We start from the raw sequence: 22970 nt of genomic DNA on the forward strand, positions 1-22970 counted from the left end.
TATCAGCCGCACGCTCAGCGATATGACGCACGCTCGTTGTATGGCTGGGCACCTCTGGTTCGTTGAGGACTACTGGCGGGAAAAAATCTTGCTCAGCCGCACCCTACCTGAGCCGTGGGCGTCCTTCGACTGGGAGCAAGATACGGACGCTGACTGGCACCTACCCCTTCCCCTACCTCAGGTTCTAGAGAACCTACAGGCCAGCATGGAAGCTACCCGAGAACTGCTAGCTGAGCGCAACTGGGATAGCCTCAGCTAGAGCACCCGCAAAGCTGGCCTGCCCGCAGGGCTTTTCTCAACTGAGGTCGCCACTGACTTCACAGGAGCCATCACCTCACCAAAGGTAAAACCGTTAACCTCTTGCATGGTCACACCCACCGTTGCCGCAAGCGCCGCGATGCTCTTACCTTTCTCACGCATGTCCGCCACAATATACGGAATCACCCGAGAACTATCAGGCTTATAGCCGTCGGGCTCCCCCATTTTATACCCGAGTTTGTTAAGGGAAACGTAGTTCTGACGCTGGCCCCACTCAGTCAAAATATCAAGCTCACCGCCACGGTAGTTCATAGCCATAGCAGATACTCGGAATTTCTTTTTCAAGGAAAAAATGGAGTCCAGGCCCGCTGAGCGTGGCATTTCAGCCCGAATAGCCCGAGCAGGCATGAGAAACTCCGAAGCAAACCTATCAGCTTCTTTTTCGACATCCCGCTCCGCAAGATAGGAGCCACGTGAGTGCATCACCAGATGCCCAAGTTCATGAGCAAGATCAAAGCGCATACGCTCAGCTGTTTTACTCGTTTTAAGAAAAATATAGGGCTGGCCATCTGGATACCAGTGGCTAAAAGCATCAAGCTTCTCGGCTACCTTAGGTAAGGACAGCACACGAATACCCCGTGATTCAAAAAGCTGCACAAGATTAGGTAGAGGGTGTTCGCCCAACCCCCAGAGAATACGCAGTTGCTGAGCTGCCATCTGAGGCTCAGTGTTATCAAAAGTTGGAACACCTACCTGAGGTAACTGATAAGGCTTCACAAAGTGCTCAAAGAACTCCATGCCAATTGCACCTAACGAAGTGCTCTCGTACTTGGACTTCTTAGAAACCTTCTTAGCAGACCTAAAATAGACGTCGTCTAGGCTAATAAGTTCGAAAGGGGAACCCGTAAAGAAACTTTGAGGCCGACCTGTCGCAGCCGCTAGTGAGTCAGCGTGCTTTGCTGGTGCCCCATCGTTTTCGTAGGTATTGATGGTTCGGGGCTCAACCTGCAAAAAATTAGCTAATTGTACTTTTGTAAGGCCTGCAGATTCTCGTGCAGCCCTTACACGGTTGGGGTCAATTGTGCTAACTTGCTTCTGCATCGCCTATCAAGAAATCAATATCGGGTGTGGAATCTGGCTGAGCATCTAGGAGAAGCTCTTCAGAACCAAATTCTAGGGTGGGCAGAATTATTCGTTCTTTCCAGACCCTAATGTAGCCGTCCTTGAAACCGTCAGGGGCAGGCTGTGAGAGCTCCACGCGAATATGGTTCTTTGCTTTACTATAGAAGTACAGCAGTACCCAGGTTACCGGCATTGGCTCTGATAGCAAATCAGCCAGTCCACCGAGTGTCTGCTGGTCTGAGTGCCGGTTATTCCACACATCTCTTTCAGTCATTACCCCCTTGGGCGTTGCGTTAGACGGCGATTTCTTTGTGCCTGTTTGAGCGGTGCCCGTAGCCACCATAAGTGATACCTGGTGGTTAGGGCTAACAATTCGATCGGAAGAACATCAATCTGGGGCATAACCCACTCCTTACTTGGCCTACTAATATAGTGAAACTATCCTCTCATTAAAAGGTAAAAAACCGGAAGTTATTGACCTTCGTTTCACCTCAAATTCACCCGGATATAAGGCTTTTCTCTCACACTTGTAATCAACTTATTCACTGTTCTACGAGAGGTACTATCATGCTCACCGTCTTCGATCTCAACACCCGCACTATGCTCTACACGCCGGACTTTTGGGAGCTCACGGCAGGTTACTCGGCCGACGAGTTTGCGATTCTCACCGGGTCCATGAACCTCACCCGGGCAGCCATGACCCAAAACCACGAGCACAGCACCCTCTGCCGGGGCCGCTTCGACAGCCCCGCCGGTAAACCGCGCACCCCCGCTGGGTTGCCACCGACGACGGCACCCTGCTCATCAACCACGAGGGGAAGGAGCTTACCCCGCTCACCGACGCAGAAGTCACCGCCCGCGATACCTCCACCTTCGTCGATATCGTGCTCTCCTACCGGGACAACAAGATGCGCGATGAATCCCACCAAGCCCTGAGCGCTTTCCTCTTTGCCATGACGGCCCCGGTGCTCTGGCGTATCCGCCACCTAGTCATGGAAACCGGTGAAAACCCCGACAAAATCCCTGTTCTCCTGGCTATTTTGGGGTCTGGGTCATCAGGTAAAACCACCATGGTTGACGACTACCTCAATCCCTTCATCGGTGACTCCTCTCCTCTGCTGGCCGAAGAGCTGCTCAAAACCACCTACGGGTCAAAAACCGGGTCCATTAACTATATGAACAGCTACATGGAATCGGGTGAAGTCTCACCCCTCATCATCGACGAGGTGGGCACCCAGTTCCTCAACGGGGCAACGGTACAGGGCAAAATCAAGCACTGGGCCAACCTGCGCTCCAACGGGTTTGAGGGCCCACAAGGAACCATTATTCTGACCTCAAACGCCGACGGGGCTGTGCTGCAAGAAGCCATCAAAAAACGTGTCTGGTATATCTCCATTACCAGCGACTACAAGCCCACTGACCAGCAGGTCTATAACTTCACCTCTTTGGCGGGGTCGGTCAACAGCAACCTCTACCGCCACGTGCTCTACACCCTCAGCCAGCGGCTCGACCACCTGACTGCCCACGAGATTCAGCGTTTTTCACGCAACTGGGTCTGGCTCACCGCCGAGATTCTGCAAGAACCCCTGGCCCGTTTTGGGCTAGAAACGGCCTTTCCCGCCAAGAGGTGGCGTCCGTCCTGCGTTCTGCCTGGGAGGCAACCGGCACCTTCAACAAGACCCAGAAAGAAGAGATGATTGAATTTCGCTCTATTCTGCCCGCCGACTGTGTTTTAGAGGCAACCCCTAAGGCCATCACGCTGAACATCGAGCGCACCGATGCCTATCTGGGCGAGCCCCTGCTAGCCGGCTACCGCGAGCGCAGCCCGCTCGCGCGGGTGGGGGCGGCTGTGGCGGCGGGAGGCTCCGCTGCGCCCTAACCGAGCGTGCATCATATCGCTGAGCGTGCACCAACCATGCGCACGCTCAGCGATTTGGTGCACGTTCGCTCACCTAGGCCAGCAGCGCGTTGAATACCTCAGAGGTTGAGGGGTGGGTGTAGATGCCCTCACCGACCGTGGCAGCCGGGATCTTCTGGGTCATGGCCAGGGCTACCGTGTTGATCAGCTCCTGGGAGTCAATGCACCAGAGGGTGGCACCCAGAATCTGGTTGGTTTCTTGGTCGAGCACGAACTGGGCGATGCCCTCAGGCCGACCCATAATCTTGGGGCGGGGCACAATCGCCAGGTCAGCAATTTTTGACTCGCGCACCTCAATCTCGTGGTGAGCACCAGCGGCCTCAGCGGTGAGCCCCACGGTTGAGAGCGGCGGATTGATAAAGGTGGTGGTGGGCAACAGACGGCCGGTGCGGGTTCGGGTTCCGTCGCCCCAGCGGTGCGACAGCACAATTCGGTGGTCGTCATAGGACGCGTAGGTGAACTGGGGTGCGCCGGTTACGTCCCCGACCGCGTAGATACCCTCAGCACTGGTGCGGCAGTGTTCATCAACCTCAACCCCCTTCTCGGTGTACTTGACCCCCGCAGCCTCAAGATCCAGCCCCGCAACTGCCGGGCGGCGTCCGGTCGCTACCAGTATCACCTCGTCGTTGAGCTGGTCTGTGGCCTGGTCTACCGAGACGCGCTGATCAACAAGAGTCACGCCCTGGGCTTCTAGGTGCTCGCGCACCGCTTGGGCAATGTGCCGGTCGAGGGCGGGTAGGAAGTCCCCCTCACCTTTATAGATGGTCACCCGGCTACCGAAGCCCGAGAACATGGTAGCGAATTCTAGACCAATCGGCCCGCCGCCAATAATGGCCAGTGACGCCGGGGTGTGCTCTAGCTGCTGGATGCTGGTGGAGTCGTGCACACGTCCGCCCACCTCAACACCCGAGCTGGCCCCGGTGTTAATAATGATGGTCGAGGCGCTCACCTGCACCTGCTCCCCCACCTGAACAGTAGAAGAATCAAGGAACCGGGCAGCACCGTCTAGAAGCAGCACGCCCTTGCCTTCCACCATCTTCTGGTTAGCAGCGTTCAGACGGTCGATGAAAGTATTGCGGGCATCGCGGGCCTGGGTGAATTCCCGGTGGGAGTGGGCCTGTTCCAATAAGAACTTGGTCGGCACACAACCAATGTTGATGCAGGTACCGCCGTACATGTCCGGGTTTTGCTCGACCAGCGCTACCCTGTCGCCGGCAGCAGCTCGCTTCATCGCAATGGTCTTTCCGGCCTTACCAAAACCAATCACCAGTACATCTACGGTGAGCTGTTCCATCATGACTCCTCTGTGTTTCTTAGGGGTTTACCCTGCCTACCTTACTCCCGGCAGGCGTCCACCCCGGGCACCTGCCCAGCTTTTTCGCTTAGAAAAAACTCCCCGCACCAGACGCTGAACATCTAGGAACGGGGAGTTTTCAGGGGCTAGCTGGGTTTCAAAACCGGGGCTATCGCACCTCGCCAATCATGTCGAAGGTGGTTGCTGCACCCTTGGTGTTGGAGTTGACCATCACCGCGATGGAGTTCTTGCCCTGCTTGAGGTCAGAGGCGGGAATCTCAATGACCAGCGGGGTGGTGCGGGCGGCGCCGAAGTCCGCAGCGCGGGTGGCGGTGTAGGTGGGCAGGGCACCCCAGATCAGGTTCTGGCGGGTGTATTCCTTGCCGTTGACCCAGATCATCATGCCGTCGTCCACGTAGGTGGTGAGTACCAACTTCTGACCCGCTGCCAGGTAGAGATCGAGCTCCTTGCGCAGCATCATCGACACCGGCTGAGCGCTGGATGAGAACTGGTACATGGTCGCCACACGCGGCTCGCCCCAGCCTACAGAGGAGTAGGTGGTGTACCACTTGGCGGTGTCGTACTTGTAGTCGGTGGCGCGCCAGGTGGAGTCCAGGCCCTGCCAGGCGTTCAGACCGAAGGCAATCTTCCACTCGTCACCCGATGCCAGCACCGGCTCAGAGTTTTCTGCCGGAACCGCAAACGGCTCAATGGGAGCAGCGTTGTTGATGACGGTATCGTTGGCAGGAGCCTCAGCAAGGCGCTCGGGCTCAGCGGGAGCGGCTCTTCAACGACCGGGGGGCTCAACCGGGGTGACCGGCTGAGGGCCAGGTCAGGACGTCGGTGGTGTTGAGCTGGGCTAGCTTCCAGGTCTTGGTGCCGTTGATCTCTGAGAAGTAGCCTGCGGTGGCGACGGTTGCCCCGTCATCTGCTGCTGAGAGGCCGTTGACGGTGCCGTTGAGGTAGGGGCGCCAGTTGGCGTCCGGCCCGTTCTGGCTGAAGCTGAAGCGACCGGCGTTGCGGGAGTAGCCGGTGGCCCCGGCCTTGGTAGCCAGGTTGGGTTTTTGAGTGAGAAGGGGGCTTTGAGCTGGGTGCGAGTAGCCCGCCGGCTGATGGGCGGTGCAAGGTGTGTATACCTAGCTTAGGGTTTCGGCACCCACCCCGCCTACTGCGATGTGTGATCCCGGATCAACATGACCGGTTACAACAAGGACGCTGCCCCGCACTCCCCGGCCCATGGGCAAGGAGGGCGCGGGGCAGCGTCCTCACATGTTAACCGCGTTGGTTAGATGTTGAAGCCGAGAGCGCGCATCTGGTCGCGGCCGTCCTCGGTGATGCGCTCGGGGCCCCACGGGGGCATCCAAACCCAATTCACGTGCCACTCATCAATCATGGTTTCCAGGTTCTGCTGAATCTGTTCCTCAATGACGTCCTGCAGGGGGCAGGCGGCGGTGGTCAGGGTCATGTCGAGCACGAGGGCGCCTTCGTCATTCCAGCGCATACCGTAGAGCAGACCCAGGTCAACGATGTTGACGCCCAGTTCGGGGTCAATCACGTTCATGAGGGCTTCTTCGATGACCTCTTGGCTGGGGGCACCAGCGGGGGCTTCTAACATAGCAGTCACCTTTCAGTTCAGCCGCTACTACTTAGCAGCCAGGTAGCGCTCGTAGCCCTCTTCTTCAAGACGGTCAGCGAGCTCGGAGCCGCCCTGGTCTACCATCTTGCCGTCCACGAAAACGTGAACGAACTGGGGCTTGATGTAGCGCAGGATGCGGGTGTAGTGGGTAATCAGCATAACGCCCATGTCGTTGGCCTGGTGGGCGCGGTTAACGCCCTCAGAAACAACCTTGAGAGCGTCGACGTCCAGGCCGGAGTCGGTCTCATCGAGAATGCCGAACTTGGGCTTGAGCAGTTCCAGCTGCAGGATCTCGTGGCGCTTCTTCTCGCCGCCGGAGAAGCCTTCGTTGACGTTACGGGAGATGAAGGCGGGGTCGATGGAGAGGTTCTCCATAGCTGCCTTGACGTCCTTGGTCCAGGTGCGCAGGGCGGGGGCTTCGCCGTCAACAGCGGTCTTGGCTGAGCGCAGGAAGTTGCTCATGGTGACGCCGGGGATTTCGACGGGGTACTGCATAGCCAGGAAGAGGCCGGCGCGGGCGCGCTCGTCGACGGACATCTCGGTGACGTCTTCACCGTCGAGCAGAATCTCACCGGAGTCAATCTGGTACTTGGGGTGGCCGGCGATAGTAGAGGCCAGGGTGGACTTACCGGAGCCGTTGGGGCCCATGATGGCGTGGATTTCACCGGAGTTGATGGTGAGGTTGACGCCCTTGAGGATGGGCTTGGTGTTTTCGTCGTCCAGAATAACGGAGACGTGGAGGTCCTTGATTTCAAGGGTTGCCATAGTTTGTTTCTCCTGTAAAAGGTAAAGCTTTAGTTGTTGGAAATCGCGAGTTCAGCTTCGAGGGCATCGGTGAGCTGTTCTTCGAGCTCGGGGATGCGAATCTGCTGAATAATCTCGTTGAGGAAGCCGCGGACGACCAGGCGGCGGGCTTCAGCCTCGGGAATACCGCGGGCCTGCAGGTACCAAAGGTGCTGCTCGTCGAGCTGACCGGTGGTGGATGCGTGGCCGGCGCCTTCGATGAGACCGGTTTCGATTTCCAGGTTGGGCACGGAGTCAGCGCGGGGGCCGTCTTCGAGAATCAGGTTGCGGTTGAGCTCGTAGGTGTCGGTGCCTTCTGCGTCCTTACCGATGAGCACATCGCCTACCCATACCGAGTGTGCGCCCTTGCCCTGCAGGGCACCCTTGTAGGTGACGCGGGACTTGCAGTTGGGCTCGGTGTGGGCCACGAAGAGGCGGTTCTCAATGTGCTGGCCGGCATCGACGAAGTAGAGACCGTACATCTCGGTTTCAGCGCCAGGGGCGGTGAACTTGGTGGAGGGGGTGACGCGCACCAGGTCGCCACCGAGGGAGATATTAACGTGCTTGAACTTGGCGTCGCGACCCAGAGCAGCGTACTGGGCTGAGGCGTGAATCGCGTCGTCCTCCCACTGCTGAACGGTGATGACGGTCAGTGAGGACGAGTCACCCACCTTGAACTCAACGTTCTGGGAGAGCACAGCTGAGCCGGTGTGGCGCAGTACGACAACGGCCTTGGAGAAAGGCTTGGTCTCAATGAAGAGGTGCTGGGCTGCGGCGTCCTTGTGGGTGCCGTTGATAGCAACCTCAATCTGGCCTTCCAGTTCAGCTTCGGCGGGAACGGTAATGGCGGTTGCCTCGGAGAAGGTGCTCCAGGCGTTGGCCGCTACGCGGTCCTCGGGAATACCGGCGGAGCCGATGCGGGCGTCGTCACGGGCGATAGTCTCGACCTGGACGCCGGCGGGGGCCTTGACCTCTACAGCGGGGGCAGCACCGGTGAGTTCATCGGTGTGCAGACCGCCCAAGCGCTTAAGCGGGGTGAAACGCCAGTCTTCTTCGCGGCCGGTGAGGGCTGCAAAGTCTTCAACCTTGTAGGAGGTCTTACGTTCGGCGCGGGAGCCGTCAATCTCGACCTTGTCGGTGTTGTGCTTTGAGACGCGGATGGTGTCGTCGGTGGCCAGCTCGGTTGCGAGCTTCTCACCTTCCTGGTCCATACCGGGAATCGCGGGGTTGTTGTGACCCTGGTTTTCTGCGTTAGCCATAATTTAGCCTACGGATCCTTCCATCTGGAGTTCGATCAGGCGGTTGAGTTCAAGCGCGTATTCCATGGGCAGCTCGCGGGCGATGGGCTCCACGAAGCCACGCACGATCATGGCCATAGCTTCGTCTTCGGGCAGGCCGCGCTGCTGCAGGTAGAAGAGCTGTTCTTCTGAGACGCGGGAGACGGTTGCCTCGTGGCCCATGGTGACGTCGTCCTCGCGGATATCTACGTAGGGGTAGGTATCTGAGCGGGAGATGGTGTCGACCAGCAGGGCGTCACAGACCACCGAGCTCTTAGCGTGGGAGGCACCTTCGCGCACCTGTACCAGGCCGCGGTAGGCGGCACGTCCACCGTTACGAGCCACAGACTTGGACACGATGGTGGATGAGGTGTTGGGGGCGATGTGGACCATCTTGGAACCGGTGTCCTGGTGCTGGCCCTCGCCTGCGAAAGCAATGGAGAGAGTCTCGCCCTTGGCGTGCTCACCGACCATGTAGACAGCGGGGTACTTCTGGGTGACCTTGGAGCCGATGTTGCCGTCGATCCATTCCATGGTGGCACCCTCGTGGGCGATGGCGCGCTTGGTCACCAGGTTGTAGACGTTGTTCGACCAGTTCTGAATGGTGGTGTATCGAACGCGGGCGTTCTTCTTGACCACGATTTCAACTACTGCTGAGTGCAGGGAGTCGGTCTTGTAGATGGGGGCGGTGCAGCCTTCGATGTAGTGAACGTAGGAGCCCTCATCAGCGATGATGAGGGTACGCTCGAACTGGCCCATGTTCTCGGTGTTAATGCGGAAGTAGGCCTGCAGGGGGATCTCTACGTGAACTCCCGGGGGCACGTAGACGAAGGAGCCACCTGACCATACGGCGGTGTTCAGGGCGGCGAACTTGTTGTCACCGGCGGGGATGACGGAGCCGAAGTATTCTTCGAAGAACTCGGGGTGTTCCTTGAGGGCGGTGTCGGTGTCCAGGAAGATAACGCCCTGGGCTTCGAGGTCCTCGCGGATCTGGTGGTAGACAACCTCTGACTCGTACTGGGCGGCTACGCCGGCGACCAGGCGGTTACGTTCTGCTTCGGGGATGCCGAGCTTTTCGTAGGTGTTGCGGATGTCTTCGGGCAGTTCTTCCCAGGTTTCGGCCTGGCGCTCGGTGGAGCGGACGAAGTACTTGATGTTGTCGAAGTCGATGTCCGAGAGGTCTGCGCCCCAGGTGGGCATGGGCTTGCGGTCGAAGAACTTGAGGGCCTTCAGGCGAAGGTCCAGCATCCATTCGGGTTCGTTCTTCTTGGCTGAAATGTCGCGCACGACATCTTCGTCAAGACCACGCTTTGCAGCCTGGCCTGCTTCATCGGAGTCAGCCCAGCCGTACTCGTAGGTACCGATACCTTCGAGTTCGGGGTTTGCCTCCAGAATTTCTGAAATGACGGTGTTGTTGGCGGTGCGCTCAACCTGTTCAGTCATTACGGCCTTTCTTGGTGGGTTGGTTTTCACCGAGGCAAGTCGGTGAAATCTTCTTCTCAGTGGCAGAATCTGCTGGGCATACCCTGCCGGTGGAAAGTTTTAGGGGGCGGTGTCGCCTGCGGTTTCTTCGGGGTTTGGTGGGGCGGACGCCGGTGGGCGGCCGAGCGGGATATGGGTGGTGCAGACGTGGGCACCACCTGCCATGGTGGAGAGTCTGCGCACATCAACCCCGAGAAGTTCGGAGATGATTTCGGTTTCCTGGTCGCAGAAGACGGAGAAGTCTTCGGCAAGGTCTCGTACGGGGCAGTGGCCCTGGCAGAGCTGGATAGAGGCCAGCAAGTTATCGGGCAGCTTGGACCGCATGCCAACAGCCGGGGCCATCTCATTGGCGGTGGCGACGAAGCCGTCGCGGGTCATTGCCTCTGCGAGCGCTTCGGCGCGGGCTGAGACGTCGTCGCCTGCCGCTTCGACGATGGGGCGGTAGCGCCCTGCCATGTCGTGGGCGCGGGCTGAGGCGAACTGGCGCAGGGCGTCTTCACCGACGGCGTCCTTCAGCATGGTGAGGGCGTCACGGGCGATGTCGAGGTAGTCGTTGCCCAGTTCGCTGTGCCCCTGCGGGGCAATGACGTAGCGGCGGGCGGGACGGCCTGCTCCGGCACCGTGCTGGCGGTGGGAGGCAACCTCGATGAGGTTGTTCTTTTCAAGCGCGTCGAGGTGGCGGCGGACGGCTGCCGGGGTGAGGCTGAGCAGTTCACCCAGTTTGGCCGCAGAAACAGGGCCGTGAGTGAGAACTCCCTGGAGCACGCGGTCTCGCGTGCGTTCCTCTGTTTCTGCAGGGCGGGCAGTTTTAGTGGACACAGTTCTGCCTTTCTCTGCGGAATACACAAATAAAGTATGTCGTAATTGAGACCCTTTAAGCTAGTAAGGACTACCTATATTAAGGCAGTACAGTCGGTCACATTATTATGATTTACTCATAATAAACCCTTTTGTTTCAGCCTGACACCCGCCAGCGTGAAAACTCGCTGTGAATCCCCCACCCGGCAGCAAGCGTCCGCCCAGAGCCGAAACGAAAGGGCTAGAATAGACGGGTGACGACACACCGCCTGCCCCCCAGCCTTAGCCCACGTGAGAGCACATCTGACGCACCCGCGTCCGCCGCTCTCATCATTGACAACCTGGTCAAGGACTTCACTCCCTCCAAGGACTTCGCGCGCACGCACCCCGAAGCCCTCACCAGCGAGGGACTCAAACGAGCGGTAGACCACCTCTCCCTGACCATTGAACCGGGGCAGGTAACGGTTCTGCTGGGAGCTAACGGGGCCGGAAAAACCACCACCCTAGCCTGCGCCCAAGGCCTACTCAAACCCACCAGCGGCAGCATCTCCCTGCTCGGTCACACCCCCTGGGGGGCTTCCCCTGAACTACGTGCCCGCGTGGGTATCATGCTGCAGGACGGCGGCCTACCCCCGTCCGTCCGTCCGCTTCCCCTGCTGCGACACATCGCCAGCATGTACACCAACCCCCTCGACGTTGATGCCTTAGCATCCCGACTCGGTATCGATGCCTTTAACGGCACCACCATCCGCAGGCTCTCGGGCGGGCAAAAGCAGCGGGTAGCCCTGGCAGCTGCCATTATCGGCCGACCCGACATTCTCTTTCTCGACGAGCCCACCGCCGGCCTCGACCCCCAATCGCGCAGCGTCGTTTTCGACATTATCCGCGAACAGCGTGACGCCGGCGTAGCCGTTGTACTCACCACCCACCTGCTCGATGATGCCCAGCGCATCGCCGACTACGTCTACATGATTGAGCATGGCAGGGTCGTACTGGCCGGAACCATGGCCCAGGTGCTAGCCAGTGGGCAGGACGACGCCCGCCGCCTCACCTTCACCGCCCCGCCCGGTATCACCCTTGCTGCCATCTGGCCCGCAGGTGGCTCCCCCCTGCACCTGGTCGAAGAGCCCCAAGGTCACTACCAGCTCACCGGCCCGCTCACGGCCCAGCACCTAGCCGACCTCACCGCCTACTGGGCCGCCCAGGGCTACATGCCCGGCGAATTCTCCCTGGCCAGCCAAACACTAGAAGACATCTTCCTCGAACTATCAGGCAGTGATATCCGATGAGCACCACCTCCACAGCAGCACCAGCCCTCACCCGCGTGCTAGCCCAGGGCAAGTTCGAAACCATCGCCATGCTCAAAAACGGTGAGCAGCTCATGCTGAACATTGCCTTCCCCATCATGGGCCTACTGGCTCTCGCTTACACCGGCTTCCTCGACCCATGGGCGAGCCGCTACGGGGTAAGCCGCGTCGACATTGCTGTGCCCGGAGTGCTAGCCCTGTGCGTGCTCTCCACCGCGCTCTCAGGTCAGGGTATTGCCACCGGCTTCGACCGCCGTTACGGGGTGCTGCGCTTTATCTCCACCACCCCGCTCGGCAAGGGCGGCCTGATTGCGGGCAAGGTGCTCGCGGTGCTCTCGGTCCTCCTGATTCAATACCTGCTGGTGGGGGCACTCGGCCAGCTACTGGGCTGGACGGCCACTGTGCCCGGCGTCCTCATGTCCCTGCCGACCCTCTTACTGGGGGCAGCCTGCTTTACCTCCCTGGGACTACTCATCGCCGGAACCGTGCGCGCCGAAGCGACCCTGGCCATCGTCAACATGGCCTGGGTACTGCTGGCCGCAGCCGGAGGAATCCTCATCCCCACCGACCGCTACCCCGCATGGCTGGGCTTCATTATCGACCTGTTGCCCTCAGCCGCCTTAGGCAACGCCCTGCGCGGGGACTACATCTACCACAGCTTCCTGCTGCTCCCCCACCTCATCCTGGTGATAGCAACCGTTGTTTTTGCTACCCTGGCCACCCGATTCTTCAAATGGTCAGCCTAACCTGACCCACACCGTCCGCAACCCTCGTGAAGGAAAGCTCCATGCCGACCACGCACACACCCACGCCCGGCAACTACCAGCCAGCCACCCTGGGTGAAAAACTTATCCCCCGCAACTACACCCGCTGGGTCAAACAGACCGCCTGGGCCGTAGCCATCGCCAACATCGTGCTCATTATCTCCGGCGGCGTCGTCCGCCTGACCGGATCCGGCCTGGGCTGCGACGCCTGGCCCCGCTGCACCTCAGACGGCTCCTGGACCACCACCCCCGAAATGGGCATCCACGGCATGGTCGAATTCGGCAACCGCCTACTGACCTTCGTGCTGGTCGCCGTTACCGTCATCGCCTTCCTGGCAGTGCTGCGGGTGGTGTTCCCTGAGCGAGTCACTTTGGGTCGCTTCATCTGGGGCCTCCTCGTGGGCAGTCGCCCCGAGAGCTACCGTGCTCAAGGGGTAGGCACCTGGCTGGAGTCGCGCGGCCTTGTCGCCCCCCGCTCCCGCTACTCTGACCTCTTCAACCTCACTCTGCTGCTGCTCTGGGGTATTCCGGTGCAGGCTGTCGTCGGTGGTATCTCGGTCTGGCTGCGCCTCAACCCCTGGATGATTACCGCCCACTACATGCTTTCAGCCCTGATGATCATGATTGCCGGTATCTACCTCAACCGCGTCTACCGCTACTTCGGAGGCACCGCTGCCCGCGAGGGGCTCGTCCCCGCCACCAACCCGGCGGCTCAGGGTGCGGACGCCGGCGCCCCCGCGTCCGCCCACCTCATGCGGGTGCTCGGTTGGGTCGGCGTAGTGCTGGTTGTTGCGCTGATGTTCATGGGGACTGTTACTACCGGTACCGGCCCGCATGCCGGTGACGCCGAGACCCACCGCCACGCTTTTAACCCGGTATGGGTGACCCGCCTGCACGGTTCTCTCGTGTGGATCTACTGCGCTTCGGTGCTGGGCTTCTTTGCCCTGTGGCGGTCAAAGGGGTGGGCCCCTATCTTTGGGGAGTCTTTGGCCTTTGTGCTGGTGGTGCTGGGCTACCAGGCCATCGTAGGCTACACCCAGTACTTCAACGGGCTGCCGATTTGGCTGGTGGAGATGCACCTGATTGGGTCGGGTGTGTTCGCGCTGGCGGCGTCTTCGCTGTTTGAGCGGCAGCTGGTGCTCTCATCCCCCGCTGCGCGCGAGAAGGCGGCGGAACGCGTCCGGACGGCGTAGCCTTCCTCCTCCGGTATGTACCATCTAAATCAGAAAAACCCACCAACTAGGTGGGTTTTTCTGATTTAGATGGTCTTTTCCACAGGCTCGCGCCGACGCTTCATAGAGGCGTCATCACTGCACCAACTTTCTACCGTGTCAGGGCTCAATCCCCTGAATTTTCTCGCCCCGCCCGCCTTCAAGTTATCCACAGACTGCACTACCTCTAGCAAAAGTGAGACTGCATCAGTGAGTCTAGAGCCATGTCAATGCATGAATACACCAACGCAGTCCGCACGGCCCGGCAGCTTCTGAACCAGGGCTACACCTACGACCAAATTAATCGAGACGTGAAAACCCAGAAACTCACACGCGTCAGAAAGGGTATCTACTGCCCAACAGCCTGGTGGAACTCCCTGAAGCCCTATGAGATCTACAGAGTCCAGATCGCCGCAGTACACCTGTCAGACCCATCTACCACTTTTTCGCACGCCGCTGCTGCTTGCCTGCACGGGTTAGCTCTAGCGAAAACCCCGCCTGCAGTCGATATCGTTGGCCCACCAGATTCACGCGGACGAGCTGCTGGAACCCGCAAACATTACACCTACAAACCGATAGAGGAGCACAGGACGCTCGTGGGCGGCTTGAGAGTGACGGGTTTGGTCCAGACGGTTGTAGATTGCGCGCGGTATCTTCCCGTAAACGAGGCAACCGTCATCGCAGATAGTGCCTTGAACCAAAAACTGGTGAGTGTAGAGGAACTCTCACACGAGCTTTCTCAGATAGTTGGGTGGGGTTCCCGCAAATGTCGAGGGGTTGCACTGGGTATGAGCCCCTATGCCGAAAGCCCGGGTGAAACCTTACTTCGTCTTATCTTGATTGATGCGGGTCTGCCAGAACCAGCCGAACAGGTCGAGGTAACCGTTAGCGGGCTACGTTTCAGGCTTGATTTGGCCTATCCTAATCAGATGGTTGCCCTTGAGTTTGATGGTGAGGTCAAGTACGAGAGCTTCGGTCCACGACAAGATTCTGAGTGGTCTGAGCGCCGTCGGGAGTCTCTTCTCCAAAATTCGGGGTGGACAGTCCGCCGGTATCGATGGGTTGATCTTATGACGCGTCGGGCAGAAATCGTTGCCGAGATTCGCTACCTCCTTAACCGCTAGCGTCCGCCAGAAAAGACCATTTAAATCAGAAAAACCCACCAACTAGGTGGGTTTTTCTGATTTAAATGGTACCTACCTGTTTAGAGGGGGAGCACCGGGCCGCCCACGAAGGGGTCGACCGCCAGGGCAATAAATAGCACAGTCAGGTAGGTAATGGAGCCGTGGAAGACCACCATAGCGGTTCGGCTGGTTGCCTGCTCCGCCAGGGCCAGGCGGTGCAGCTTGTGGCAGTGGTAGAGGAACCAGGCCCCAATCAGCACAGCGGACGCCGTGTACACCCAGCCAGCGCCCCCCAGGGGAACCAGCAGCAGGGAGCACATCACCATGGCCCAGCCGTACAGCACCACCTGCACCGACACGCTCTTAGCTGAGTCGGTCGCGCCCAGCATGGGAATGCCGGCGGCCCGGTAGTCCTCGGCGTACTTCATCGACAGGGGCCAGTAGTGCGGGGGCGTCCAGAGGAAAATCACCATAAAGAGCACCACAGCTGCCCAAGAAATGGTGTTCTCTACAGCCGCCCAGGCGATAAAGACCGGCATGCAGCCCGCCAGGCCGCCCCAGACGATGTTCTGCTTGGTGCGCTTCTTCAGCCACAGGGAGTAGAAGACAACGTAGAGGAAAATCGCGACGACGCCGAGACCGGCAGCCAGCGGGTTCACCAGGAAGTAGAGGTACACGATTGAAACAACCGACAGCACCCAGGCAAAGATAAGGGCTTCCCGGTCGGTAAGCTCGCCGGTGACCAGCGGACGCTTCTCGGTGCGCTTCATCAGTCGATCAGCTTCGCGGTCGATATAGCAGTTGAAGGCACAGGACGCGCCGGCGGCAAGTGACCCGCCAATCATGGTGTGGAGCACCAGCCAGAGGTTGGGGAAGCCACCGGCGGCAAAAATCATGGTGGGCGCGGTGGTCACCAGAAGCAGCTCAATAATTTGAGGCTTCGTGAGGTGAATGTAGGCCCTAATTTTGCGGCCCAGGGAGACGCGGCCGGGTGCAGGCGCAGCGGGGGTTTGCTGGCCTTCTTCGGTACGGTCGATCACGGTGTTGATGCCATGGCCCTTCACGTATGCTGACTTCCCTTGACTGTTGTGTGTGCAGCTCTTCGGTTCCCCCGCCGGGTGATTCACTATGTGAAACAGGTGACGGTTTTCGGCGTGTTGGGGTGCGGACGCCGTCTGCGCGCCCGGGTGCCCCTCGCACCAATTTTTTGGGTGGTACCCATCACTTTTAGCCAACCTTGGCCGGTTTGTGAGCACGCCAAAAGAGCTTTTGGTCAAATTACATCGTATAACGCCTACCTACCCCCTGGCTAATAGATTAAGCGCACCCCTAAAGCGGAGACGTCCGCTGAGAGGCAAACCAAGCCCACATATGCGCAGGTGAACTATCCTGGAAGTAGCGTCTTTTGCCGGTTTTTCCGTGTGCTTGTGTGGGCTTGCCCCGCTGGGCGGCGGTGGGCGGGTAGAAGAATAAGTTTGATGAATATTTCTGGGTAGCCAGATTGAGAGAGGACGGCTGATGCCTAACCTGAATCAGAAGCTTGAATGGACCGAGAAAGACCAGCGCGCGGTTGATACCGCTCGCGTGCTTGCTGCGGACGCCGTTGAGAAGGTCGGCTCGGGCCACCCCGGTACCGCCATGAGCCTGGCTCCTGTGGCCTACCTGCTCTTCCAGAAGGTCATGCGTCAGGATCCCCGCGATGACCGTTGGGAGGGCCGTGACCGCTTCATTCTCTCCCCCGGCCACACCTCGCTGACCCTGTACAACCAGCTCTTCCTGGGTGGTTTTGGTCTGGAGCTTGACGACATTAAGGCTCTGCGCACCGCGAGTGCCCTGACTCCCGGCCACCCCGAGTTTGGTCATACCAAGGGCGTCGAAATCACTACCGGCCCTCTGGGCCAGGGTCTGGCGTCCGCTGTGGGCTTTGCCTACGCCCAGCGTCGCATGCGCGGCCTTTTCGACCCCGAAGCTGCCCCCGGCACCTCTCCCTTTGACCACACCGTCTTCACTATTGCCTCTGAGGGCGATGTGCAGGAGGGTGTAACCGCAGAGGCGTCCGCTCTGGCTGGTCACCAGCAGTTGGGCAACCTGGTCGTCATCTACGACCGCAACCACATCTCCATTGAAGATGACACCGACGTCGCCTTCACCGAGGACGTCGCAGCCCGCTACGAGGCCTACGGCTGGGACGTTGCCAAGGTCGATTGGACCGCTGGCGGCGACTACAAGGAAGACGTCGAGGCCCTCTACGACGCTATCATCGCAGCAACCAAGGTCACCGATAAGCCCTCCTTCATCGAGCTGCGCACCATTATCGGCCACCCCGCCCCCACCAAGCAGAACACCGGTGGCATCCACGGCTCCAAGCTGGGTGCCGACGAAGTTGCAGCCACCAAGAAGGTGCTGGGCTTCGACCCTGAACAGCACTTCGTGGTAGAGCCCGAGATTCTTGAGCACACCCGCGCCCTGGTTGAGCGCAGCGCAGCTGAGCGCGACGAGTGGCAGAAGTCCTTCGACGCCTGGGCTGCCGCCAACCCCGAGCAGGCCAAGCTCTACGAGCGCCTGGTCGCTGGCGAGCTCCCCGCCGACCTTGATGAGGCCCTGCCCACCTTTGAGGCTGGCACCTCCATCGCAACCCGTGCAGCATCGGGCAAGGTCATCAACGCAATCGCTCCGGTTCTGCCCGAGCTCTGGGGCGGCTCAGCCGACCTGGCCGGGTCAAACAACACCACCATCGATACCGAGAAGTCCTTTAACCCCGAGTCCCGCTCCACCAAAAGCTGGACCGGCCACCCCTACGGTCGTGTGCTGCACTTCGGTATTCGCGAGCACGCCGCCGCAGCTATCACCAACGGTATCGCGCTATCTTCACCCACCCGTCCTTTCTCCGGCACTTTCTTCGTCTTTACCGACTACCAGCGCCCGGCCGTCCGCCTGGCAGCGCTCATGGGTGTGCCCAACATCTTCGTCTGGACCCACGACTCCATCGGTCTGGGTGAGGACGGCCCCACCCACCAGCCCGTTGAGCACCTGACCGCTATGCGCGCAATCCCCAACCTCGATGTTGTGCGCCCCTCCGATGGCAACGAGACCGCCGTAGCCTGGCGCAAGATCCTGGACATCAAGGACCACCCCGCCGGCCTGGTACTCTCCCGCCAGGACCTGACCAACGTAGCTCGTGAAGACCTGCATGCGGGCGCCGAGGGCGAGAAGTTCGCTTCCGCTAACGGCGCTGCCCGCGGCGGTTATGTACTGGCTGATACCGAAGGCACTCCAGACGTCATCCTGATTGCCACCGGTTCTGAGGTCGAGGTTGCCCTAGCTGCCCGCACCCAGCTGGCAGAAGAGGGCATCGCCGCCCGTGTTGTCTCCATGCCCTGCCGCGAGTGGTTCGCAGCCGAGTCTGCCGAGTACCGCGAGTCAGTCATCCCCTCCGCCGTTAAGGCCCGCGTGACCGTTGAAGCCGGTCTGGCCATGCCCTGGACGGACATTCTGGGCGAAGCAGGCCGTGCCGTTTCTCTGGAACACTACGGTGCATCAGCCTCAGCCGAGGAACTCTTCGCCGACTACGGCTTCACCGCCGAGAACGTCGCTGCCAAGGCCCGTGAGTCCATCGCCGCTGCCCGCTAACCAAACTTCAAGTTAAGGAAAACATTATGACTACCCCCACCCAGAAGCTTTCAGACGCAGGCGTCTCCATCTGGCTCGATGACCTCTCCCGCGAGCGTCTCACCAGCGGTAACCTGCAGGAGCTCATCGACACCAAGAACGTGGTCGGTGTAACCACCAACCCCTCCATCTTCGCTGCCGCCCTGTCGAACGGCGCAGCCTACGCCGAGCAGATGAAGAAGCTGGCAGAAGAAGGCACCGAGGCAGAGGCAGCTGGCTTTGCTGCCATGATTGACGACGTACGCGACGCCTGCGACGTTTTTGCCCCCATCTACGAGGCAACCCAGGGCTTTGACGGCCGTGTCTCCATCGAGGTCTCTCCCCTGCTGGCCCGCGAATCAGCTACTACCCTGGCCCAGGCTAAGGAGCTCTACTCAGCAGTTGGCCGTGAGAACGTCATGATCAAGATTCCCGCCACCGAAGAGGGCCTAGAGCCCATCGCTGAGGCCCTGGCTGAAGGTATCTCGGTCAACGTCACCCTGATTTTCTCCCTGGAGCGTTACCGCGCCGTCATCAACGCCTATCTGCTGGGCCTCGAAAAGGCACTGGAAAACGGTAAGGACCTCTCAAAGATCCATTCCGTTGCTTCCTTCTTCGTCTCCCGCGTCGACACTGAGATCGATGCCCGCCTTGAGGCTATCGGCACCGACGAAGCCCTCACCCTGCGCGGCAAGGCCGGTGTAGCTAACGCCCGCCTGGCCTTCGAGGTCTACGAGCAGGCCTTCTCCTCCGAGCGCTGGGCCCGACTGGAAGCCGCAGGTGCCAACCGCCAGCGTCCGCTCTGGGCATCCACCGGCGTGAAGAACCCCGCCTACCCCGATACCCTCTACGTCACCGAAATTGCAGCCCCCGGCACCGTCAACACCATGCCCGAGGCAACCCTCAACGCAACCTTCGACCACGCAGAGGTTGCGGGTAACGCTATCGAGGGCACATACGAGGAATCCGCCGAGATCCTCAACCAGCTTGAAGCTGTAGGTATCTCCTACAACGACGTGGTAGAAAAGCTGGAAACCGAAGGTGTTGAGAAGTTCGAGGTCTCCTGGAAGGAACTGCTCGATACCGTCACCGCCGCACTGGCTGACAGCAAGTAGTACCGTTTCACGCTGAGGGTGGGGGCGTATCCCCCACCCTCACTGCACCCGTTCACCATCACCCCAGCCCGGCGGCAAGCACCCGCCGACCCGGTGGGCACTAGTACACTAGAACAAGAGAACCGCGGCAGCCCCCATACCTTTCACAGCTGCCGCCCCAACCAACCTGTGAAGGATTCACGGCGGTGGCCAACACTCACGATTCAAACCCCCTGCGCGACCCGCGCGACCGCAGACTGACCCGCGTGGCAGGCCCGTCCTCCCTGGTCTTCTTCGGCGTCACCGGCGACCTTGCGCGCAAGAAACTACTCCCCGCGGTCTACGACCTGGTCAACCGCGGCCTGCTCCCGCCCAGCTTCGGCCTGGTCGGTTTCGGACGCCGCGAGTGGAGCCACGAGGACTTCCAGCAGGAGGTGCGCGGGCACGTTGAAGCCCACGCCCGCACCCCCTTCCGCGAGGACGTCTGGAACCAGTTCGCTGCCGGCATTCGCTTTGTCACCGGCACCTTCGACTCCGATGAGTCCTTTGAAAAGCTCAAGGCGACCCTGGCAGAGCTCGACGAAACCCGAGGCACCCGCGGCAACCACGCCTTCTACCTGTCGATTCCGCCCAAGGACTTCGACCAGGTACTGCAGAAGCTAGCCGATCACGACCTGGCTAACCACAACCAGCACGAGGGTTGGCGCCGTGTGGTTATCGAAAAGCCTTTCGGCCACAATCTCGAAACCGCCCGCGAGCTCAACGCCATTGTTGAGCGGGTCTTCCCCGCCGATTCGGTCTTCCGTATCGACCACTACCTGGGCAAAGAAACCGTGCAGAATATTCTGGCCATGCGCTTTGCTAACCAGATGTTTGAGCCCCTGTGGAATGCCACCAACGTCGACCACGTGCAGATCACCATGGCCGAAGACATCGGCATCGGTACCCGCGCTGGCTACTACGACGGCGTGGGCGCTGCCCGCGACGTCATTCAGAACCACCTGCTGCAGCTGCTGGCGCTCACAGCCATGGAAGAGCCCGTCAGCTTCAACGCCGAACACCTGCGCGCCGAGAAGGCCAAGGTGCTTGAGGCAGTCCAGATTCCCGACGACATCGCCTCAGCCTTCGCCATCGGCCAGTACGCTGCCGGCAACCAGGGCGGTGAAGAGGTCAACGGCTTCTTCGAGGAGAACGACATTCCTGCCGACTCCCGCACCGAAACCTTCGCCGCTCTCAAGCTGAACATCAACACCCGCCGCTGGGCGGGCGTGCCCTTCTACCTGCGCGCGGGCAAGCGTCTGGGCCGCCGCGTCACCGAAATTGCCGTGGTCTTCAAGAAGGCTCCCAACCTGCTCTTCGGCGGTAGCGCCGATAGCTCCGGCCAGAACGCAATTGTGATTCGTGTGCAACCCGATGAGGGCATGACCCTGCGCTTTGCCTCTAAGGTGCCCGGCACCCAGATGGAAATCCGCGATGTCAACATGGACTTTGGCTACTCCCACTCCTTCACAGAAGAGTCCCCCGAGGCCTACGAGCGTCTGATCCTCGATGTGCTGCTCGGTGAGCCCCCGCTCTTCCCCCGCCACGAAGAGGTTGAGCTCTCCTGGAAGATTCTTGACCCCTTCGAAGAGTACTGGGAAGAAAACAAAATCAAACCCGAAGCCTACGCCCCCGGTTCGTGGGGCCCGGCTTCTGCCCACGAAATGCTGGAACGCGACGGCCGTGCTTGGAGGCGCCCATGATGAAGAAACTCAAAGACACCACTGTGGGCGAGGTTGCCAAGGAGCTCTCCCGCCTACGCAGTGAGGAGGGGGCGACCACATCCTCTCGCGTGCTGACCCTGGTCATTCTGGCCGAAAAGGGCCACTCAAAGACCGCGGTTGAGGCGGCCCTGAAGGCCTCCTACGAGCACCCCTCCCGCATTATCGTCCATATTGACTACGGTCAGGACGCCGACGACCGGCTTGATGCCCGCATTTACGTGGGCGGCGACACGGGTGCTTCAGAACTCATCATTCTGCGCGGGTACGGCTCAGCTGCAGTTGCTACCGAGTCCCTAATTTCGGGGCTGTTGCTGCCTGACTCCCCCATCGTGGCCTGGTGGCCCCACTCGGTCCCCGAGAACCCGGCGGAGCACTCTATCGGCAAGATTGCCCAGCGCCGTATCACCGATTCAGCCCGCGCCTACGACCCCCTGGGCGTGCTAGAGAAGCTGGCTGCCAGCTACAAGGACGGCGACACCGACCTAGCCTGGATTCGACTGACCCTCTGGCGTATTCAGATTGCCGCGGTCTTCGACCAAATCGAGCCTGCCCCCGTCAAGCGTGTGGTGGTCTCCGGTTCGTCCATGAGCCCCTCGGTCGTTCTGCTCGGTGCCTGGCTCGGTGACCGCCTGGGCGCTGAGGTGCACCTGCGCACCACCGACGTGCAGCGCGGCCTCTACAAGATGGAGCTAGAACGCGAAGACGGCTCCATCATCATCCACCGCCCCGGTCGCAACATTGCTACCATTTCTTCCCCCGGTGTGCCCGACCAGCAGATTTCCCTGCCGGCCCGTTCCCTGGCCGACTGCCTGGCAGAAGAGCTGCGCCGCCTTGACCCCGATGAGGTCTACGGCGAGGTGCTCAAGTCTGTTGTCGCCAGTGGCAACATCGTGGTCGATGTGAACGTAGACGATGTGCACGATGAGGGCGCCGACTATACGGAGGTCTACGATGCCTAATCCTGTCGTCGTTCCCCACCTCGATAAGGCCCAGCTGCAGCTGGCAGGTGCCACCCGCATCATCAATGTGGCTGCCACCGCTGTGGCTGCCCGCGGTATTGCCCATCTATCGCTGACCGGCGGCACCATGGGCATTGCGGTGCTTGCGGGTATTGCAGAAAGCCCGCTGAGCGCTACCGTGGACTGGTCCAAGGTTCATTTCTGGTGGTCAGACGAGCGGTTTGTGCCGCGCGGCCACGCTGATCGCAACGAACAGCAGGCCAAGGACGCCTGGCTCACTTCCCTGGGGTTGCCGGAAGAGAACCTGCACGTTATGGGTGCCTCAGATGTTTTTGACACCTCGGAGGCAGCGGCCGGAGCCTACACCGCTGAGCTGGCTCGCTACGCCCCCGAAGGTGAGGCGTCCCCCCTCTTCGACTTGACCCTGCTGGGTATGGGGCCCGATGGTCACGTCGCCTCCCTCTTCCCCGACCGGGCCGAGATTCTAGAGGCTGAGGCTACCGCCCTTGCGGTGCACAACTCCCCCAAGCCC

The 22970-nt window shown here is 60.2% G+C and carries 22 protein-coding genes; 12 read left to right on the forward strand and 10 right to left on the reverse strand.

Going from position 1 to position 22970, the window contains the following annotated elements; all coding sequences use genetic code 11:
* Positions 1 to 40 precede the first annotated feature (40 nt).
* A complete protein-coding gene (locus tag E4U03_RS04060; protein WP_135011724.1) occupies positions 41 to 259 on the forward strand; it encodes a hypothetical protein in 219 nt (72 codons plus the stop codon).
* On the opposite strand, the gene E4U03_RS04065 is transcribed toward E4U03_RS04060, so the two are convergent.
* Positions 256 to 1056, reverse strand: coding sequence for an ImmA/IrrE family metallo-endopeptidase (locus tag E4U03_RS04065; protein WP_167752275.1), 801 nt, complete (start codon positions 1054 to 1056; stop codon positions 256 to 258). The two genes, E4U03_RS04060 and E4U03_RS04065, sit on opposite strands and share 4 nt — an antisense overlap.
* A gap of 286 nt (positions 1057 to 1342) precedes the next feature.
* On the reverse strand, positions 1343 to 1654 hold the full coding sequence (locus E4U03_RS04070; RefSeq protein ID WP_135011728.1) for a hypothetical protein: 312 nt from the start codon (positions 1652 to 1654) through the stop codon (positions 1343 to 1345).
* A 634-nt stretch (positions 1655 to 2288) separates the two neighbouring features.
* Between E4U03_RS04070 and E4U03_RS04075 the strand changes: the two genes are divergently transcribed.
* Together E4U03_RS04075 and E4U03_RS04080 are read left to right on the forward strand one after the other, a co-directional pair.
* A complete protein-coding gene (locus tag E4U03_RS04075; RefSeq protein ID WP_135011730.1) occupies positions 2289 to 3077 on the forward strand; it encodes a hypothetical protein in 789 nt (262 codons plus the stop codon).
* Positions 3074 to 3259: a hypothetical protein gene (locus E4U03_RS04080; RefSeq protein WP_135011732.1), complete on the forward strand. Its 186-nt coding sequence runs from the start codon at positions 3074 to 3076 to the stop codon at positions 3257 to 3259. Before E4U03_RS04075 ends, E4U03_RS04080 begins: the two co-directional genes overlap by 4 nt.
* Before the next feature lie 73 nt (positions 3260 to 3332).
* Here the strand turns inward: E4U03_RS04080 and E4U03_RS04085 are convergent, their stop codons facing one another.
* The 7 genes from E4U03_RS04085 to E4U03_RS04115 form a co-directional block, all read right to left on the reverse strand.
* On the reverse strand, positions 3333 to 4595 hold the full coding sequence (locus E4U03_RS04085; protein WP_209304115.1) for an FAD-dependent oxidoreductase: 1263 nt from the start codon (positions 4593 to 4595) through the stop codon (positions 3333 to 3335).
* A 166-nt stretch (positions 4596 to 4761) separates the two neighbouring features.
* The gene (locus tag E4U03_RS04090) at positions 4762 to 5265 is read right to left on the reverse strand and encodes a hypothetical protein (protein WP_135011733.1); all 504 of its coding nucleotides are present in this window, start codon (positions 5263 to 5265) and stop codon (positions 4762 to 4764) included.
* A 612-nt stretch (positions 5266 to 5877) separates the two neighbouring features.
* Complete coding sequence (locus tag E4U03_RS04095; RefSeq protein WP_135011736.1) at positions 5878 to 6207, reverse strand: metal-sulfur cluster assembly factor; 330 nt, start codon at positions 6205 to 6207, stop codon at positions 5878 to 5880.
* A 27-nt stretch (positions 6208 to 6234) separates the two neighbouring features.
* Positions 6235 to 6993: a Fe-S cluster assembly ATPase SufC gene (sufC, locus tag E4U03_RS04100; RefSeq protein WP_135011738.1), complete on the reverse strand. Its 759-nt coding sequence runs from the start codon at positions 6991 to 6993 to the stop codon at positions 6235 to 6237.
* A gap of 29 nt (positions 6994 to 7022) precedes the next feature.
* The gene (gene sufD / locus E4U03_RS04105; RefSeq protein WP_135011740.1) at positions 7023 to 8270 is read right to left on the reverse strand and encodes a Fe-S cluster assembly protein SufD; all 1248 of its coding nucleotides are present in this window, start codon (positions 8268 to 8270) and stop codon (positions 7023 to 7025) included.
* Between the two features lie 3 nt (positions 8271 to 8273).
* Positions 8274 to 9731, reverse strand: coding sequence for a Fe-S cluster assembly protein SufB (sufB, locus tag E4U03_RS04110; protein WP_135011742.1), 1458 nt, complete (start codon positions 9729 to 9731; stop codon positions 8274 to 8276).
* Between the two features lie 99 nt (positions 9732 to 9830).
* Positions 9831 to 10589, reverse strand: coding sequence for a helix-turn-helix transcriptional regulator (locus E4U03_RS04115; protein ID WP_245207661.1), 759 nt, complete (start codon positions 10587 to 10589; stop codon positions 9831 to 9833).
* 233 nt (positions 10590 to 10822) lie between these two features.
* Between E4U03_RS04115 and E4U03_RS04120 the strand changes: the two genes are divergently transcribed.
* The 4 genes from E4U03_RS04120 to E4U03_RS04135 all read left to right on the forward strand — a co-directional run bounded on the left by E4U03_RS04120 (position 10823) and on the right by E4U03_RS04135 (position 14974).
* Positions 10823 to 11857 (forward strand): ABC transporter ATP-binding protein, encoded by a 1035-nt coding sequence (locus E4U03_RS04120; RefSeq protein WP_416220609.1) that lies wholly within the window; start codon positions 10823 to 10825, stop codon positions 11855 to 11857.
* Positions 11854 to 12621, forward strand: coding sequence for an ABC transporter permease (locus E4U03_RS04125; RefSeq protein ID WP_135011746.1), 768 nt, complete (start codon positions 11854 to 11856; stop codon positions 12619 to 12621). The genes E4U03_RS04120 and E4U03_RS04125 overlap by 4 nt, the downstream gene beginning before the upstream one ends.
* Positions 12622 to 12662: 41 nt before the next feature.
* The gene (locus E4U03_RS04130) at positions 12663 to 13832 is read left to right on the forward strand and encodes a COX15/CtaA family protein (protein ID WP_135011748.1); all 1170 of its coding nucleotides are present in this window, start codon (positions 12663 to 12665) and stop codon (positions 13830 to 13832) included.
* Between the two features lie 806 nt (positions 13833 to 14638).
* Entirely contained in the window at positions 14639 to 14974 is a 336-nt protein-coding gene (locus tag E4U03_RS04135) for a hypothetical protein (RefSeq protein ID WP_135011750.1), read from the forward strand.
* A gap of 80 nt (positions 14975 to 15054) precedes the next feature.
* On the opposite strand, the gene E4U03_RS04140 is transcribed toward E4U03_RS04135, so the two are convergent.
* The gene (locus E4U03_RS04140; RefSeq protein ID WP_416220611.1) at positions 15055 to 16014 is read right to left on the reverse strand and encodes a heme o synthase; all 960 of its coding nucleotides are present in this window, start codon (positions 16012 to 16014) and stop codon (positions 15055 to 15057) included.
* A 478-nt stretch (positions 16015 to 16492) separates the two neighbouring features.
* Here E4U03_RS04140 and tkt point away from each other — a divergent pair, with 478 nt between their 5' ends.
* From tkt to pgl, 5 genes are all read left to right on the forward strand, one after another.
* The gene (gene tkt, locus E4U03_RS04145; protein ID WP_135011752.1) at positions 16493 to 18604 is read left to right on the forward strand and encodes a transketolase; all 2112 of its coding nucleotides are present in this window, start codon (positions 16493 to 16495) and stop codon (positions 18602 to 18604) included.
* A gap of 26 nt (positions 18605 to 18630) precedes the next feature.
* Positions 18631 to 19737, forward strand: a complete 1107-nt coding sequence (gene tal, locus E4U03_RS04150; protein WP_135011754.1) for a transaldolase — start codon at positions 18631 to 18633, stop codon at positions 19735 to 19737.
* A gap of 185 nt (positions 19738 to 19922) precedes the next feature.
* Positions 19923 to 21458 (forward strand): glucose-6-phosphate dehydrogenase, encoded by a 1536-nt coding sequence (gene zwf / locus E4U03_RS04155; RefSeq protein ID WP_135011756.1) that lies wholly within the window; start codon positions 19923 to 19925, stop codon positions 21456 to 21458.
* Positions 21455 to 22438, forward strand: a complete 984-nt coding sequence (locus E4U03_RS04160; RefSeq protein WP_135011758.1) for a glucose-6-phosphate dehydrogenase assembly protein OpcA — start codon at positions 21455 to 21457, stop codon at positions 22436 to 22438. Before zwf ends, E4U03_RS04160 begins: the two co-directional genes overlap by 4 nt.
* The coding region (gene pgl, locus E4U03_RS04165) for a 6-phosphogluconolactonase (protein WP_135011760.1) at positions 22431 to 22970 on the forward strand (540 nt) is incomplete at its 3' end. The genes E4U03_RS04160 and pgl, both read left to right, overlap by 8 nt.

The organism is Rothia nasimurium (assembly GCF_004569295.1).
Classification (GTDB): domain Bacteria; phylum Actinomycetota; class Actinomycetes; order Actinomycetales; family Micrococcaceae; genus Rothia; species Rothia nasimurium_B.

Coding starts and splice junctions, on each gene's coding strand:
- E4U03_RS04060 (WP_135011724.1), top strand. CDS start 41: ATGGCTGGGCACCTCTGGTTCGTTGAGGACTACTGGCGGGAAAAAATC.
- E4U03_RS04065 (WP_167752275.1), bottom strand. CDS start 1,056: ATGGAGTTCTTTGAGCACTTTGTGAAGCCTTATCAGTTACCTCAGGTA.
- E4U03_RS04070 (WP_135011728.1), bottom strand. CDS start 1,654: ATGACTGAAAGAGATGTGTGGAATAACCGGCACTCAGACCAGCAGACA.
- E4U03_RS04075 (WP_135011730.1), top strand. CDS start 2,289: ATGCGCGATGAATCCCACCAAGCCCTGAGCGCTTTCCTCTTTGCCATG.
- E4U03_RS04080 (WP_135011732.1), top strand. CDS start 3,074: ATGATTGAATTTCGCTCTATTCTGCCCGCCGACTGTGTTTTAGAGGCA.
- E4U03_RS04085 (WP_209304115.1), bottom strand. CDS start 4,595: ATGATGGAACAGCTCACCGTAGATGTACTGGTGATTGGTTTTGGTAAG.
- E4U03_RS04095 (WP_135011736.1), bottom strand. CDS start 6,207: ATGTTAGAAGCCCCCGCTGGTGCCCCCAGCCAAGAGGTCATCGAAGAA.
- sufC (WP_135011738.1), bottom strand. CDS start 6,993: ATGGCAACCCTTGAAATCAAGGACCTCCACGTCTCCGTTATTCTGGAC.
- sufD (WP_135011740.1), bottom strand. CDS start 8,270: ATGGCTAACGCAGAAAACCAGGGTCACAACAACCCCGCGATTCCCGGT.
- sufB (WP_135011742.1), bottom strand. CDS start 9,731: ATGACTGAACAGGTTGAGCGCACCGCCAACAACACCGTCATTTCAGAA.
- E4U03_RS04125 (WP_135011746.1), top strand. CDS start 11,854: ATGAGCACCACCTCCACAGCAGCACCAGCCCTCACCCGCGTGCTAGCC.
- E4U03_RS04130 (WP_135011748.1), top strand. CDS start 12,663: ATGCCGACCACGCACACACCCACGCCCGGCAACTACCAGCCAGCCACC.
- E4U03_RS04135 (WP_135011750.1), top strand. CDS start 14,639: ATGAGCCCCTATGCCGAAAGCCCGGGTGAAACCTTACTTCGTCTTATC.
- tkt (WP_135011752.1), top strand. CDS start 16,493: ATGCCTAACCTGAATCAGAAGCTTGAATGGACCGAGAAAGACCAGCGC.
- tal (WP_135011754.1), top strand. CDS start 18,631: ATGACTACCCCCACCCAGAAGCTTTCAGACGCAGGCGTCTCCATCTGG.
- E4U03_RS04160 (WP_135011758.1), top strand. CDS start 21,455: ATGATGAAGAAACTCAAAGACACCACTGTGGGCGAGGTTGCCAAGGAG.